We start from the raw sequence: 13,774 nt of genomic DNA on the forward strand, positions 1-13,774 counted from the left end.
AGCGTCCGCTGCGGGTGGGGCCTTCGTGGCGGATCGCGGTTACCGCGCGGTCAGCGGGTCCTCGACCTCCACCAGGCCCGACAGCGACTCCGGGAGCGGGGCGGTGTGCAGGACGCCCAGGCGCTGCGTCGCGCGGGTCAGGGCCACGTACAGCTCCGCCGCGCCCCGGTCGCCGTCGGCGAGGATGCGCTCCGGCTCCACGACGAGCACCGCGTCGTACTCCAGGCCCTTGGTCTCCGAGGCCGCCACCGCGCCCGGCACGTCCGGCGGGCCGATGACGACGCTGGTGCCCTCCCGGCCCGCCTCGGCGCGGGTGAACTCGGCGACCGCCTCGGCGACCTGCTCGGGCGGCACGCGCCGCGCCCACGGCGGCACGCCGCACGAGCGCACCGACTCCGGCGGGCGCACCGACGGCGCGAACCCGGCCAGCACGGACGCCGCCACGGCCATGATCTCGGCCGGGGTGCGGTAGTTCACCGTCAGCTCCCGGTACACCCACCGGCCCGGCACGTAGCGGTCCAGCACGGCGCCCCACGAGTCCGCCCCGGCGGGCGAGCGGCGCTGCGCCAGGTCGCCGACGACGGTGAAGGACCGGTTCGGGCAGCGCCGCATGAGCACCCGCCAGTCCATCTCGGACAGCTCCTGCGCCTCGTCCACCACGACGTGCCGGTACGTCCAGTCCCGGTCGGCGGAGGCCCGCTCGACCAGGTCCCTGGTGTCGCGCTCCTCGAACCGCTCGGCCAGGTCCGAGGCGTCCACCAGGTCGGACGCGATCAGGTGGTCCTCGTCGTCCATCATGTCGGCGCGCTCGACCAGCATCCCCAGCACGCCCTCGGCGAACTTGGCCTCCCGGTCGCGCGCCGCCTCGGCCGCCGCGTCGTCGGCCCGGTCGCGCCCGAGCAGGTCGACCAGCTCGTCCAGCAGCGGCACGTCCGACACCGTCCAGGCGTTGCCGCGCTCGCGCAGCAGCAGCCCGACGTCCGCGCCCGCCGCGCGCAGCCGCTCCGGCGACGAGTACAGGCCCGCGAGCAGCGACGCCGGGGTCAGCCTCGGCCAGAACCGGTCGACGAGCGCGGTGAACGAGTCGTCGTCGGCCAGCTCCTTGAGCAGCTCGCGGCGGGTGCGCTCCCAGGCGTCCTTGTTGTCGCGGGTGAGCCAGCCCTTGCCGATCCGGGCGATGGCCCGCTCGGTGAGCACGTAGGTCAGGATCTCGGTGAACGTCGACCGCGCCTCGTTGTGCGGGAGGCCGCTGTCGCGGGCCTCCTGCCGCGCCCACTCGACCACGTCCCGGCCGAGCAGCAGGTCGTGCCCGCCCATCCGGACCTCGAGGGGCTCCTCGGGCAGCGTCTGCCGGTCGGCCACCGCCGCCGCCAGCACCTCCAGGAACTTCAACGACCCCTTCACGCGCGCCGCCTCGGGGTCCTGCTCCTCGGCGGTGACGACCAGGCCCGGCACGAACCCGCCGGTGGTCGTGAACACCACGTCCGACTCGCCCAGCGACGGCAGCACCCGGCCGATGTGGTTGAGGAACGCCGGGTTCGGCCCGACGACGAGCACGCCGTGCCGCTCCATGCGCTCGCGCTGGGTGTACATCAGGTACGCGACGCGGTGCAGCGCCACGACCGTCTTGCCGGTGCCCGGCCCGCCCTCGATGACCAGCACGCCGTCGTGCGCCAGCCGGATGATGCGGTCCTGCTCGGCCTGGATGGTCGCGACGATGTCGCGCATCCCCTCGCCGCGCGGCGCGTTGACCGCCGCCAGCAGCGCCGCGTCGCCGCGCTCCTGATCGCCGGGGCGGCCGAGCACCTCGTCGGTGTAGTCGACGATCCTGCGGCCCCTGGTGTGGAACTGCCTGCGGCGGCGCATCCCCTCCGGGTTCGCGGCGGTGGCCACGTAGAACGGCCGGGCGGCGGGCGCGCGCCAGTCCAGCAGCGCGGGCTCGTAGTCGTCGTCCTTGTCGTACAGCCCGATGCGCCCGATGTAGGAGCGCTCACCGGTGATCGCGTCCAGGCGGCCGAAGCACAGGCCGTTGTCTGCCACGTCCAGCCGCTTGACCTCCCGCCCCAGCGAGCGGACCTCGGTGTCGCGCTCCACGAGCGAGCCGCTGTTGCCGCCGTTGCCCATCAGGGCGTTGTCGTACTCGGTCCGGACGCGGGCGCGCTCGGCGTCGAGCCGCGCGTACAGCTCCGCGACGTGGGCGCGCTCGGCGTCCAGTTCTTCTTCGTACCCTCGTGCAGCCACGTGCCCCTCACCAGCAGGTTCCGACCTCGGCGGGTGATTGTGCGCCAGGGCCTGGGCCTTGCCGCAAGCCCCCCGGTGTGCTATACGTTCAGACTGGGAGGACGTGCGCTCCCCCGTCCTGCCCCATCCTGCCCGACGGGGCGTGCTCGGGCAGCACCGGCTCGCACGACGCCACCCCCTGCGGCGCCGCCGGCCTCACGCGCCGGCATCACGCGGCGTCCCCGCTCACCAGCCCCTTGCGCTCGCGCTTGAGCGGCACGATCAGCGGCGTCCCCGTCTCCGGGTCCGGGATGACCCGGCAGCGCAGCCCGAACACGTCCTCCACCAGCGCGGCGGTGACGATCTCGCTCGGGTCGCCCTGGGCCACCACGCCCCGGCCGGGCTTCATCGCGATCAGGTGGGTGGCGTAGCGGCACGCCTGGTTGAGGTCGTGCAGCACGGCCACCAGGGTGTGCGCGCCGTCCTCGTGCAGGTCGGCGCACAGGTCGAGCACCTCGACCTGGTGGGCGACGTCCAGGAACGTGGTGGGCTCGTCGAGCAGCAGGACCGGGGTCTGCTGGGCCAGCGCCATGGCCAGCCACACGCGCTGCCGCTGCCCGCCGGACAGCTCGTCCACCGGCCGGTCGGCCAGCTCCACGACGCCGGTCAGGCGCATCGACTCGGCGACCACCCGCTGGTCGTCCTCGGACCACTGGCGCAGCAGCCGCTGGTGCGGGTACCGGCCGCGCGCCACCAGCTCCTCCACCACGATGCCGCCGGGGGCGGTGGAGGTCTGCGGGAGCAGGCCGAGCCTGCGGGCGACCTCCTTGGAGCGGTAGGAGGAGATCGCCGCGCCGTCGAGCAGGACCGTGCCCGAGGTGGGCTTGAGCATCCGCGCGAGCGCCTTGAGCAGGGTCGACTTGCCGCAGGCGTTCGGTCCGACGATGACGGTGAACGAGCCGTCCGGGATCGCGACGTCGAGGTGCTCCGCCACCAGGCGCTCGTCGTAGGCCAGGGTCAGGTCCTCGCCGCGCAACCGGGTCATCGCCCGCTCCCCTTCCGCCACTCGGCGGCCAGCAGCCACACGAGGTAGAGCCCGCCGATGGCCCCGGTGGCGATGCCCACCGGCAGCTGTGAGGTCGGGAACAGCTTCTGCACGGCCAGGTCGCCCAGCAGCAGGAGCAGCCCGCCGGTGAGGGCGGACGCGACCAGGACCGGGGTGGGCGAGCCGGTGAGGCGGCGGGCCAGCTGGGGGGCGGCCAGCGCCACGAACGTGATGGGGCCCGCGGCGGCGGTGGCGACGGCGGCCAGGCCGACGCTGAGCACCAGGAGCGCGAGGCGGGTCGGTTCGGCGGGCACGCCCAGGCCCGTCGCGGTCAGGTCGCCCATCTCCAGCAGGGCCAGCCTGCGGGCCAGCGCGAGCGCGCACGGGAGCAGGACCACGAGGGTGGCGGCGAGGACCTGCACGTGGCCCCAGCCCCGGTTGTTCAGGCCGCCCACGAGCCACGCCTGCGCGGCGAGCGCGCTCTCCAGCGAGGTGCGGGTGAGCAGGAACGAGTTCGCGGCCAGCATCATCGCGCTGACGCCGATGCCCACCAGGACCAGCCGGAAGCCCTGGACGCCGCCGCGCAGCGCCAGCAGGTAGACGGCGGCGGAGGTGATCAGGCCGGTGGCGGCGGCGGAGGTGGCGACGGCGGTCATGCTCGCCTGGAACACGACCGTGGCGGTGATCGCGCCGGTGGCCGCGCCCTGGGTGAAGCCGATGACGTCCGGGCTGGCCAGCGGGTTGCGGGACAGGCTCTGCAGGATCGCGCCGGACGCCGCCAGCGCCGCGCCGACCAGGAAGCCGGTGAGGAGCCTGGGCAGGCGCAGGGTGAACACGACGAAGTCGGAGAACGGGTCGCCCTGGCCGAGGAGGGTGGTGAGGACCTCGACGGGGGTGAGCGGGTAGTCGCCGGTGACCAGGGTGGTGACGGTCGCGGCCAGCACCAGCGCGGCGAGGGCGGTGGTGACGGTGAGGGCGCGGGGGCTGACCCTGGTGGAGAGCGGGCCCGCGCGCAGGACCCTGGTCACAGCTGCGCCAGCTTCCTGCGCCTGCACAGCGCGATGAACACGGGGGCGCCCAGGAGCGCGGTCACGATGCCGACCTCCACCTCCTGGGGCGCGATGACGACCCGGCCCACGACGTCGGCGCCCAGGAGCAGGACGGGGGACAGGACCGCCGAGTAGGCCAGGACCCAGCGCTGGTCGGTGCCCGCGACGGCGCGGGCGATGTGCGGGACGGTCAGGCCCAGGAACGAGATCGGGCCCGCGGCGGCGGTGGCCGCGCCCGCCATGAGGGTGATCGCGACGACGCCGAGGGTGCGGGTGCGGGTGGGGTTCGCGCCCAGCGCGCGGCCGGTGCTCTCGCCCAGCGCCAGCGCGTTGAGGCTGCGGCCCAGCAGCAGCGCGGTCAGCACGCCCGCGACGACCAGGGGGGCGATCTGCCAGACGGTCTCGGCGGTGCGGCCCGCGAGGGAGCCGACGTTCCAGAAGCGGAAGGACTGGAAGGTCTGGGCGTTGAGCAGCAGCACGGCGGAGATGTAGGCGTAGAGCACGGCGGTCAGCGCCGCGCCGCTGAGCACCAGGCGGTCCGGGGTGACCGTGCCCCGTCCGGTCGCGCCGAGGACGTAGACGGCGACGGCGGCCACCGCCGCGCCCGCCAGGGAGAACCAGAGGTAGCCGGAGGCGGAGGTGATGCCCAGGAACGCGATGGCGGTGACGATCGCCGCCGCCGCGCCCATGTTCACGCCCAGCAGGCCGGGGTCGGCCAGCGGGTTGCGGGTGAGGGCCTGCATCAGCGCGCCGCTCAGGCCGAGCGACACGCCCGCCAGCAGGCCGAGGGCGGCCCTGGGGACGCGGACGTCGCGGATGATCGCGGCGTCGCCCGAGCCGTCGTCGGCCTGGAGCAGCGACCAGGTCTGGGTGAACGGGATGCTCTTGGTGCCGACCCACAGGCTCAGCGCCACCACGAGCGCGAGCGCGGCGAGAGCCAGCAGCAGACCTAGTGACCGCGCCACCGACCGGGACACCGCACCTCCCCCTGTTTCTTAGGGGAGGCTAACCGATGTGGGCCGGGGCACGCGCGGGGGTGGTGATCTTCGCGCGCGCCACCGGCCGGGGGTGGTCAGCGGCGCACGTCGCCGCCGTCCGGCGCGTGCCCGGCCTCGGTCAGCTCGGCGCGGGTGGGCAGGCCCTCCCAGTCGCCGGGCACGCCGACCACCAGGCCGCCGCACGCGTTCCCGGTGCGCAGGCAGGTCTCCAGCGGGCGGCCCGCGACCAGCTCGGCCAGGAAGCCCGCGACGAACGCGTCGCCCGCGCCCACCGGGTCGACGACCGCGGCCGGGGTGGTGGGGACGTGGGTGCGGACGCCGTCCCGGTGGGCCAGCGCGCCCCGTTCGCCGATCTTGAGCACGGCGGTGCCCGCGCCCAGCCCGGCCAGGCCCGCGACCAGCTCCTCCTCGGCGGCGCCGGGGGTGCCCAGCACCAGCTCGGCCTCCTCCGCGCCCGCGAAGACCACGTCGGCCTTCGACACCAGCTCGGCCAGCACCGGTCGGGCCTCCTCGTCCGACCACAGGGTCTTGCGGTGGTTGACGTCGAAGGTGACGGTGACGCCCTCCGACCTGGCCAGGTCGACGGCGTGCCGGACGGCGGCGCGCGGACCGTCGCCGAGCGCGGGGGTGATGCCGGTCAGGTGCAGCACGGCCGCGCCCGCGACGGCGGCCCGGTCCACGTCCGCCGGTCCCAGCAGGGAGGCGGCGCTGCCCCCGCGGTAGTAGCGGACCCTGGTGGGGCGGCCGTTGCGGTGCTCCTTGAGCATCATGCCGGTGGGGGCGTCCGGGTCGCGCGGGGCGAGGACGGTGACGCCCTCGCCCCGGAGCTCGCGGACCACCAGCGCGCCGAGCGCGTCGTCGCCGACCCGGCTGACCCAGGTGGCGGGCACGCCCAGCCTGGCCAGGCCGATGGCGACGTTGGACTCGGCGCCGCCGACGCCCAGCACGACCGGCGCGGCGGCGGTGACCCGGCCCGAGGACGGGAGGGTCACCAGCGCCATGGTCTCGCCGATAGTGACCACGCCGGGGCTGGTCACCGCGCGCCGCCCAGGCGGATCAGGACCTTGCCGCCGCCGGTCCCGGCCGCCTGCTCCAGCGCGGCGCGGGCGTCGGGCAGCTCGTGCTCGCCCGCGATGAGCGGCTCCAGGTCCAGGCCCTCGCCCAGCGCCCGGACCGCGTCGGTGATCTCGTCGACGAAGCGGTACGAGCCGATCCAGGTGATCTCGCGGGTGACCAGGTCGCCGAGCGCGGCAGGCGCGGGCGCGCCGGGCAGGTTGCCGACCTGCACCAGCAGGCCGCCGCGCGCGGTGGCGCGCAGCACCGGGCCGAGCGCGGCGGGTGCGCCGGAGGCCTCGAGCACGACCTCCACGTCGGCGGGCAGGTGCTCCCCCGCGCCGAGGTCGACGGTGTGGTCCGCGCCCAGCGCGCGGGCCGTGGCCAGCGGTCCGGCGGACACGTCCGCGCTGGTCACCGAGGCCGCGCCTGCGCGCTTGGCCGCCGCCGCGACCAGCGAGCCGATCGGGCCCGCGCCGTTGACCAGGACGTCCTTGCCGCGCAGGTCGCCTGCCCTGGTCACGGCGTGCAGCGCGACCGCGAGCGGTTCGGCCAGCGCGCCGTGGCGGGTGCTGACGCCGTCCGGCAGCGGGCGGAGCTGGTCGGCGCGGACCGCGACCAGCTCGGCGAAGCCGCCGTTCGTGTGCGGGTCGAAGGCCGCCGAACCGAGGTAGCGGACCCTCGGGGCCAGGTTGCGCCTGCCCGCCAGGCGGTCCGGCAGGTCGCCCTCCGGCGAGGCCGGGTGCACGGTGACCGGGGCGCCGACCTCGACGCCCGTGACGCCCGCGCCGAGCGCGGCCACCCGGCCGGCGATCTCGTGGCCCAGGACCAGCGGGTGGCGCAGCACGGCGGTGCCGGACGCGCCGTGCTTCCAGTACGCCAGGTCCGAGCCGCACACCCCGCCCCACTCCACCGCCACGAGCACCTGCCCCTCGGCGGCCTCGGGCGCGGGCAGGTCGTCGACCCGCACGTCCAGCGGGCCGTGCACGACGACGGCTCTCATACGGCGTCCTCCAGTCGGACCAGGTCGCGCCCCTTCGTCTCGGGCGAGAGGAGGGCGGCGACGAGGGTGATCAGCGAGTAGGCGACGAGCATCGCGGCGATCGGCCACCAGTGGCCGGTGACGGCGGTGAGCGTCGCGGCGAGCACCGGGCCGATGGCGGTGGCGAGGATGCCGCCGATCTCCTTGGCCAGCGCGAGCTGCGTGAAGCGGGTGCGGGCGCCGAACAGCTCGGCCATCGTGACGCTCTCCAGGGAGAACAGGCCCAGCACGCCGAGGTTGAGCGCGAGCACCATGCCGACGATCGTCGCGGCGCTGCTGCCGCTGGTGATCATGAGCATCAGCGGGAACGCGGCCAGCGCGGTCGCCGCGGTCAGCGCGAGGTAGACCGGGCGGCGGCCGAAGCGGTCGCCGAGCAGCCCGACCACGGGGACGGTGACGAAGCCGAGCAGCGAGCCGTAGACGATGGCGGAGGTCGGGACGCTGCGCTCCATCGCGAGGGTGGTGGCCAGGTAGCCGACCAGGAACGTCTGCACCAGGCCGGAGTTGCCCGCCTGGCCGAAGCGCAGGCCCAGCGCGAGGAAGAACGCGCGGCCCTTGCGCTGGCGCACGCTCGCCTTCAGCGAGGCGGTCTCGGGCTGCTGCTCGGCCGCGGCCACGACCTCCCGGTGGGACAGCGCGACGCCGTCCACGACGTCGGCGCGCTCCTCGAAGACCGGGCTCTCCTTGAGGTTGCGGCGCAACCACACCGCGAACACCAGCAGCACGAAGCTCAGCAGGAACGGCAGGCGCCAGCCCCAGGACAGCAGCTGCTCCTCGGACAGCACGCCGATCAGCACCGCCCACAGGCCGGACGCGGCCAGGGTGCCGGAGTTGGTGCCCAGCGACACCAGCGAGGCGATCAGGCCGCGGCGGCGGGTGGGGGCGTACTCGGCGAGCATGACCGTGGCGCCCGCGATCTCCGCGCCCGCGCCGAAGCCCTGGAGCAGGCGCAGCGCGACGAGCAGGATCGGGGCGGCGATGCCGATGGTCTGGTAGGTCGGCAGGGCGCCGATCAGGGTGGTGGAGGCGCCCATCAGGGCGATGGTGATGAACAGGACCTTCTTGCGGCCCAGGCGATCGCCCATCCGTCCGAAGTAGACGGCGCCCGCGAGGCGGGCCACGTAGCCGACGCCGTAGGTGGCCATCGCGGCGATGAGGCCGATGGCCGGGCTGACGTCCGGGAAGAAGATCTTGTTGAAGACGATGGCGGCTGCCAGCGAGTAGAGCTGGAAGTCCATGAACTCCATGGCGGTGCCGAGCCAGCCTGAGGTGGCGGCCTTGGCGAGGTCGCGGGTGGTCCTGGTGGCCTTCGGCGCCGCGGCCTGCGGCGTCGTGCCCTGTGGCGGGGTGGTGCTGTCCGTCATCCTGTGCTCCGTTGCTGCGGGTGGACGGTGCGGTGGGGAGGGTCCGCCCGGCAGGTCCCGGAACTGGCGGGACTGGCTTCGGCGGGGGTGGTGCGGGGGTTCTCGCGGGGTTTCCCGTGCGGGGTTCAGAACTCGACGCGGCCGGCGCGCAGCGCGGGGAGGCGCTGGGCGACGGCGGTGGTCAGGTCGGTCCGCTCGGCCAGGTCGGGCGCGCCGACCAGGCGCAGGAGCCTGGCGACCAGCTCGGGGTGGGCCGGTCGGTCGTGCCAGCAGGCGGCCAGCTCGTCCGACAGGGGGTCGGTGGTGCCGTGGACCGGCAGGTCGTCGTCGCCGGGACGGGTCGAGGCGACCCAGCCCGCGAGGGCGAGCTCCAGCAGCGGCGCGCGGTCCAGGGCGCGCAGCGGGTCGAGCCAGCGCTCGGGGACCTTCAGCGAGCTGTCGGAGCCGATCTGGCGCAGCAGGTGCCGCACCGCCGGGTTGCGGAAGCGGGTGACCAGGTCGTCCGCGTAACCGGCCGGGTCCGGGCCGCCCTCGGGCAGGGTCGGGGCGACCTCGGCGCAGAAGGCCCGCACGAACCGCTCGCCCCACGCGGTGTGCAGCACCTCGCGGATGGTCGTGCAGCCCGCCGCCGCGCCCAGGTGGGCGAGCGCGGAGTGGCTGCCGTTGAGCAGGCGGAGCTTGGTGACCTGGTACGGGCGCACGTCCGGGACCAGGAGGGCGCCGTCGCGCTCCCAGGCCGGGCGGTCGGCGGTGAACGCGTCCTGGAGCACCCACTGCCGGTACGGCTCGCCCGCGACGGTCGCCTCGTCGCGCAGGCCGAGCGCTCGCGCGGCGGTGGCGCGGTCGTCCTCGGTGGTGGCCGGGACGATGCGGTCGACGACGGTGGACGGGAAGGCGACGGCGGTGTCCAGCCAGGCGAGGAAGGCCGCCGTGCCGGGCCGGTTCGCGGCCTCGGCGTAGTCGCGGACCAGACCGGCCAGGACCGCGCCGTTGTCGGCGATGTTGTCGCAGGAGACCACGTTGACCGGGGCGCCGGTGGTGCGGTGGCGCAGGGCGAGCCCGGCGGCGAGGCGGCCGACGACGGTGGACGGGGCGGGCGAGGTCAGGTCGGCGGCGATCTCGGGGGCGGCGAGGTCGAGGCCCCTGCCGTCGGCGCGGCGGTGGTGGGCCTTCTCGGTGACGGTCAGGGTGATCACCGAGGTCTCCGGGGCGGTGAGCAGGGCTCGCACGCGGTCGGCGTCGTCGGTGGCGTGCAGCGCCTCGGTGATCGAGCCGACGACGCGCGCGGACGGGCGCTCCGGGGAGCGCTCGACCACCGAGTACAGGCAGTCCTGGGCGCGCAGCGCGGCCACCACGTCGCGGGAGCGCGGGGCGATCGCGGCGATGCCCCAGCCGCCCGCGTGCTCGGTGTAGACGGCCTGGTGGGCGCGGTGGAACGCGCCCAGGCCCAGGTGCAGGGCGCGGGTGGGCAGCTCGCGCGGGTCGGCGGCGGGGCGGGCGTGCGCCGGGAGCCGGTCCAGCGCGGCGAGGCCGAGTCGGTCCACGGGGGTCACCAGTCGTGCATCGAGCCGTCGGCGAGGCGCGCGACGGGCAGGTAGCGGGGGTCGTACGGGAAGCGGGCGGCGGCGTCGTCGTCGTACTCGACGCCGAGGCCGGGGGCGTCCGAGGGGTGGAGCATCCCGTTCTCGAAGCGGACGTCGCTGCGGAAGACCTCGGCGACCTCGGGGGTGTGGCCCATGTGCTCCTGGATGCCGAAGTTCGGCACCGAGATGTCGACGTGCACGGCGGCGGCCATGCTCACCGGGGACAGGTCGGTGGCGCCGTGCGAGCCGGTGCGGACCTGGTAGAGGGCGGCGAGGTCGAAGATGCGGCGCAGGTGCGTGATGCCGCCCGCGTGGACGACGGTGGTGCGGACGTAGTCGATCAGCTGCTCGGTGATGAGGTGCTGGACGTCCCAGATGGAGCTGAGGTTCTCGCCGACGGCGATCGGGGTGGTGGTGTGCCGGCGGATGAGCCGGAACGCCTCCTGGTTCTCGGCGGGCGTCGGGTCCTCCATCCAGAACAGCCGCAGGTCCTCGACCGACTTGCCGAACCGGGCGGCCTCGATGGGGGTGAGGCGGTGGTGGACGTCGTGGAGGAGGTGGAAGCCGAAGCCGAAGCGCTCGCGGACGGCGGCGAGGTAGGTGGGGGCGAAGTCGAGGTAGGCGGGGGTGTTCCAGGGCTGCTCGTCGGGGAGCGCGGTCGCGGCGGGCTCGTAGACGGCGCCCTTGCGGACGCCGTAGGTGCCCTTGACGTTCGGGACGGCGGCCTGGGCTCGGACGGCGAGGTAGCCGAGGTCGAGGAAGCGGGCGACGTCGTCGAGCAGCTCGGCGGTGTCGGCACCGCTGGCGTGGGAGTAGACCATGACGCCGTCGCGGGAACGGCCGCCGAGGAGCTGGTAGACGGGGAGGTCGGCGACCTTGCCCTTGATGTCCCAGAGGGCGGTGTCGACGGCGGCGATGGCGGTCATGGTGACCGGGCCGCGACGCCAGTAGGCGCCTCGGTAGAGGTACTGCCAGGTGTCCTCGATACGGGCGGGGTCGCGGCCGATGAGGAGGGGGACGACGTGGTCGCGGAGGTAGGAGGCGACGGCGAGTTCCCGGCCGTTGAGGGTGGCGTCGCCCAGGCCGGTTACGCCGTCGGAGGTGGTGATGCGGAGGGTGACGAAGTTGCGCCCCGGCGAGGCGATCAGGACCTCGGCGCGCTCGATGGTGCTCAACTGACCACTCCTCGTTGCGTGGCAGGGGCGCGGGCTTGGCCCGCTGGGATGGACGGGCGGCTGGGCGACCGGTGCTTGTATACAAGTATTTGTCGGGGAGGAAGTCAAGGGGGTGGGGGTGGGTTTTGGTGGGGTGGTGGGGGCGGGGTTTGGCGCGGGCCGGGGGCGGGGTGGCAGCGGGGTGCGGTACGGCGGGGCACGGGGCACGGGGCACGGGGCACGGGGCACGGGGCACGGGGCGAGCCTGCTGGAACGGCGACGCGACGGAAGGCGAGCGACGGTACGACACGGAAGGGCCACTCCGGCAGGTGGTGGCGCGGGAGAGCGCTCACGAGCGAGAAGCTGGCGGCGCATCGGCAACGCGTCGCGCGATAGGGCCTTCAAGGCGATGCGCCCGGTTGAACGGACCGTTCAACCATGGGTGAGTGGTCCGTTCAACCGTGGGTGAACGGACCGTTCAACGGTTACAGGGACCAGCACAGGAGCGGATAGCGGGACACCGGGGTTGCAGTGGTGCCGTAGGACAGCAGCGCACCGGTTGAAGGGTCCGTTCAACCGGGAACGAGTGGTCCGTTCAACCGCGAACGAGCGGTCCGACCATCGGTGGCCAACTCGGTTGAACGGACCGTTCAACCGCGAACGAGCGGTCCGACCGTCAGTGGCCAACTCGGTTGAACGGACCGTTCAACCTTGGGCGAGCGGTCCGACCATCGGCAAGAGCAGCACGAACCGGTTGCCAGCGAGGTGGCGGGGCGGGGATGTGGCCAGCGGCGGACCCGATGGGCGGGCGAGGTGCGGCTCAGTGCTGGCGGCAGGGTGAGACGCGGGCCGGGTCCGGGGATAGGGGCGCGGGCCGGGGCCACGACAGGGTGAGCGAGGTGCAAGGCGAGTTCGGCAGCGAGGCCAGTGGGGCGCAGAGCAGGGCCGGTGGCGAGGCCAGTGAGGCGCAGGACGGGTTCAGTGGCAGAGCAGGTGAGGCGCAGGGCGGGGCCGATGGCAGGGCGGGTGGGGTGCGGCGTTCTGGTGGTGGGGGTGAGCGGCGCGGGGTGGGTGAGGTGTTTGGGGGCCGTGAGGTGGCTGGACCGGCCCCCGTGCCCGGCCCCCGCCCCCCATGAACCCCGTGCTCAGCCCCGCCCGCTCCCCCATCCCCCTCCCCCACCCGACCCTATGATGACCCCGTGGCAGGAGCGGGCAAGAAGAGCAACCGGCGGGCGATTTACGAGGCCTTGCGTCGTAGGGTGCTCACCCTGGAGCTGGCTCCCGGGGCCGCCTTGTCCGAGAACGAGTTGGCCGCCGAGCTCGGGGTCAGTCGGACTCCCGTGCGCGAGAGCCTGATCCTGCTCGCCGAGGAAGGGCTGGTCCAGGTCTTTCCCAAGATCGGGTCGTTCGTCTGCCGGGTCGACCCCGAGAAGGTCGCGGACGCGCAGTTCTTGCGCGAGGCCGTCGAGCTCGCCGCGTTGGAGGATCTGCCGCCCGCGCTGGACGCCGAGCTGCTCGCCGAGCTGGCCGCGAACCTGGAGCGCCAGCGAACCGGCGGCATCGGGTTGGAGGAGTTCTTCGAGTTGGACGAGGAGTTCCACCACGGCCTGCTCCGGCTGAGCGGGCACGGGAACGCGTGGGGGACCGTCGTCGCCGCCAAGGGGCACCTGGACCGGGCGCGCAGGCTCGGGCTGTACGACGCGCGGTCGCCTGACGAGTTCATCGCGCAGCACGTCGCGATCCACGCCGCCGTCGCGGCCGGGGACGTGGCGGGTGCGCGGGTCGCGATGCGCACGCACCTGCGCGCGGTGTTCGCGGACGTGGAGCGGATTCGGCAGCGGTCGCCGGAGCTGTTCGACACCGATCCGACCTCGACGCCGACGCGCCGTAACGTGGTGGTGTGGGAATGAGCGAGAAGCGCAGGTCCTGGCCGTTTCCGGTGGCGCTGGCGGCCAACGCGGCGCTGGGCGTGATCTCCGCCCTGCCGCTCGCCTGGGGGTTCGCGCTGCTGGTCGAGCTGGCCGGTCCCGGCCCCTCGGACCCGCCGGACGTCGCGGCGCTGCTGTCGCTGCTCACCCCGGTGCTGCTGGTGTTCCTGCTGCTGAACGCGCTGCTGTTCAAGCTCAGCGGGACCAGGGCGACCAGCTACTGGCCGGTGAACGTGCTGGTCCTGCTGGCACCCGCGCTGCTGGCGAGCTGCGCCTAGCGGAGCGAAACGAAGCAAAACGAAGCAAGACGAAGCAGCCGGGGACGCCGAGAGGCGCCC

The 13,774-nt window shown here is 74.3% G+C and carries 11 protein-coding genes; 2 read left to right on the forward strand and 9 right to left on the reverse strand.

What is annotated here, in order from left to right:
* Nucleotides 1–39: 39 nt before the first annotated feature.
* From helR to manD, 9 genes are all read right to left on the reverse strand, one after another.
* Nucleotides 40–2,241, reverse strand: coding sequence for an RNA polymerase recycling motor ATPase HelR (gene helR, locus AMIR_RS25055; RefSeq protein WP_015803761.1), 2,202 nt, complete (start codon nucleotides 2,239–2,241; stop codon nucleotides 40–42).
* Between the two features lie 208 nt (nucleotides 2,242–2,449).
* On the reverse strand, nucleotides 2,450–3,265 hold the full coding sequence (locus tag AMIR_RS25060; RefSeq protein ID WP_015803762.1) for an ABC transporter ATP-binding protein: 816 nt from the start codon (nucleotides 3,263–3,265) through the stop codon (nucleotides 2,450–2,452).
* Nucleotides 3,262–4,293, reverse strand: a complete 1,032-nt coding sequence (locus tag AMIR_RS25065; protein ID WP_015803763.1) for a FecCD family ABC transporter permease — start codon at nucleotides 4,291–4,293, stop codon at nucleotides 3,262–3,264. The genes AMIR_RS25060 and AMIR_RS25065 overlap by 4 nt, the downstream gene beginning before the upstream one ends.
* Nucleotides 4,290–5,279 (reverse strand): FecCD family ABC transporter permease, encoded by a 990-nt coding sequence (locus AMIR_RS25070; RefSeq protein ID WP_245554543.1) that lies wholly within the window; start codon nucleotides 5,277–5,279, stop codon nucleotides 4,290–4,292. The genes AMIR_RS25065 and AMIR_RS25070 overlap by 4 nt, the downstream gene beginning before the upstream one ends.
* A 107-nt stretch (nucleotides 5,280–5,386) precedes the next feature.
* Nucleotides 5,387–6,349, reverse strand: coding sequence for a sugar kinase (locus tag AMIR_RS25075; RefSeq protein WP_015803765.1), 963 nt, complete (start codon nucleotides 6,347–6,349; stop codon nucleotides 5,387–5,389).
* The gene (locus AMIR_RS25080) at nucleotides 6,346–7,368 is read right to left on the reverse strand and encodes an L-idonate 5-dehydrogenase (protein ID WP_015803766.1); all 1,023 of its coding nucleotides are present in this window, start codon (nucleotides 7,366–7,368) and stop codon (nucleotides 6,346–6,348) included. The genes AMIR_RS25075 and AMIR_RS25080 overlap by 4 nt, the downstream gene beginning before the upstream one ends.
* Entirely contained in the window at nucleotides 7,365–8,771 is a 1,407-nt protein-coding gene (locus tag AMIR_RS25085; protein WP_015803767.1) for an MFS transporter, read from the reverse strand. The genes AMIR_RS25080 and AMIR_RS25085 overlap by 4 nt, the downstream gene beginning before the upstream one ends.
* A gap of 125 nt (nucleotides 8,772–8,896) precedes the next feature.
* Complete coding sequence (locus AMIR_RS25090) at nucleotides 8,897–10,315, reverse strand: mannitol dehydrogenase family protein (RefSeq protein ID WP_245554545.1); 1,419 nt, start codon at nucleotides 10,313–10,315, stop codon at nucleotides 8,897–8,899.
* Nucleotides 10,316–10,320: 5 nt separating this feature from the next.
* Complete coding sequence (gene manD, locus AMIR_RS25095) at nucleotides 10,321–11,529, reverse strand: D-mannonate dehydratase ManD (RefSeq protein ID WP_015803769.1); 1,209 nt, start codon at nucleotides 11,527–11,529, stop codon at nucleotides 10,321–10,323.
* A 1,178-nt stretch (nucleotides 11,530–12,707) separates the two neighbouring features.
* On the opposite strand from manD, the gene AMIR_RS25100 reads away from it, so the two are divergent.
* Together AMIR_RS25100 and AMIR_RS25105 are read left to right on the forward strand one after the other, a co-directional pair.
* A complete protein-coding gene (locus AMIR_RS25100; protein ID WP_015803770.1) occupies nucleotides 12,708–13,418 on the forward strand; it encodes a GntR family transcriptional regulator in 711 nt (236 codons plus the stop codon).
* Nucleotides 13,415–13,714: a hypothetical protein gene (locus tag AMIR_RS25105; RefSeq protein ID WP_015803771.1), complete on the forward strand. Its 300-nt coding sequence runs from the start codon at nucleotides 13,415–13,417 to the stop codon at nucleotides 13,712–13,714. The genes AMIR_RS25100 and AMIR_RS25105 overlap by 4 nt, the downstream gene beginning before the upstream one ends.
* The last annotated feature ends 60 nt before the right edge of the window (nucleotides 13,715–13,774 follow it).

The sequence above is a fragment of the Actinosynnema mirum DSM 43827 genome, assembly GCF_000023245.1.
Lineage (GTDB): Bacteria > Actinomycetota > Actinomycetes > Mycobacteriales > Pseudonocardiaceae > Actinosynnema > Actinosynnema mirum.

Coding starts and splice junctions, on each gene's coding strand:
- AMIR_RS25060 (WP_015803762.1), bottom strand. CDS start 3,265: ATGACCCGGTTGCGCGGCGAGGACCTGACCCTGGCCTACGACGAGCGC.
- AMIR_RS25105 (WP_015803771.1), top strand. CDS start 13,415: ATGAGCGAGAAGCGCAGGTCCTGGCCGTTTCCGGTGGCGCTGGCGGCC.
- AMIR_RS25085 (WP_015803767.1), bottom strand. CDS start 8,771: ATGACGGACAGCACCACCCCGCCACAGGGCACGACGCCGCAGGCCGCG.
- AMIR_RS25080 (WP_015803766.1), bottom strand. CDS start 7,368: ATGAGAGCCGTCGTCGTGCACGGCCCGCTGGACGTGCGGGTCGACGAC.